The sequence below is a fragment of the Terrisporobacter mayombei genome, assembly GCF_020748465.1.
Taxonomy (GTDB): domain Bacteria; phylum Bacillota; class Clostridia; order Peptostreptococcales; family Peptostreptococcaceae; genus Terrisporobacter; species Terrisporobacter mayombei.
On sequence record NZ_JAHZMP010000036.1, the window covers coordinates 1 to 721 of the forward strand.

The following is a 721-nucleotide window of genomic DNA, read 5'->3' on the forward strand; positions in this document are numbered from 1 at the left end:
ACGTCTTGTTAAACAGTAGCGAACAGGCGCTGAGCGATCAGCAAAATCAACAGTTAACGCAATCATTTTGCGATGTGGTGGATGCTATTATTGCTGGTGGTGGGATGGTTGGTGGTCTGGGCGATCGTTTTACGCGTGTGGCGGCAGCTCATGCCGTGCATAACGGTCTGACCGTGCTGCCGCAAACCGAGAAGTTTCTCCACGGCACCAAAGTCGCCTACGGAATTCTGGTGCAAAGCGCCTTGCTGGGTCAGGATGATGTGCTGGCGCAATTAACTGGAGCGTATCAGCGTTTTCATCTGCCGACTACACTGGCGGAGCTGGAAGTGGATATCAATAATCAGGCGGAGATCGACAAAGTGATTGCCCACACCCTGCGTCCGGTGGAGTCCATTCATTACCTGCCAGTCACGCTGACACCAGATACGTTGCGTGCAGCGTTCAAAAAAGTGGAATCGTTTAAAGCCTGACGTACAAATTTAGCAGCAGCGCGCGCCGCCTTTTCCACCGTAGCGCGCGTCCTGCCGCTAACGGAAAAACTCTTCGTAGGTCATCGGCGTTTGATCGGGATGGTGAACCCGCATATGTTCGACATAGTTGTCGTAATCAGGCATCCCAATCATCAGCTTCGCCGCCTGACCTAAATATTTTCCGGCTTTTGCCAGTGAATCAAACATCTTGGCCTCCGCTAACCATGTTGCTGAAAGAGTGCCGGATGCGG

General features: G+C 52.6%; 1 protein-coding gene and 1 pseudogene. One reads left to right on the top strand and one right to left on the bottom strand.

What is annotated here, in order from left to right; genetic code table 11:
• Positions 1-470, top strand: a pseudogene (gene hcxA, locus K0039_RS24690) (hydroxycarboxylate dehydrogenase HcxA); the annotation flags it as partial.
• A gap of 57 nt (positions 471-527) precedes the next feature.
• Here the strand turns inward: hcxA and K0039_RS24695 are convergent.
• A partial coding sequence (locus K0039_RS24695; RefSeq protein ID WP_500303701.1) for a YbdD/YjiX family protein occupies positions 528-721 on the bottom strand: 194 nt, incomplete at its 5' end.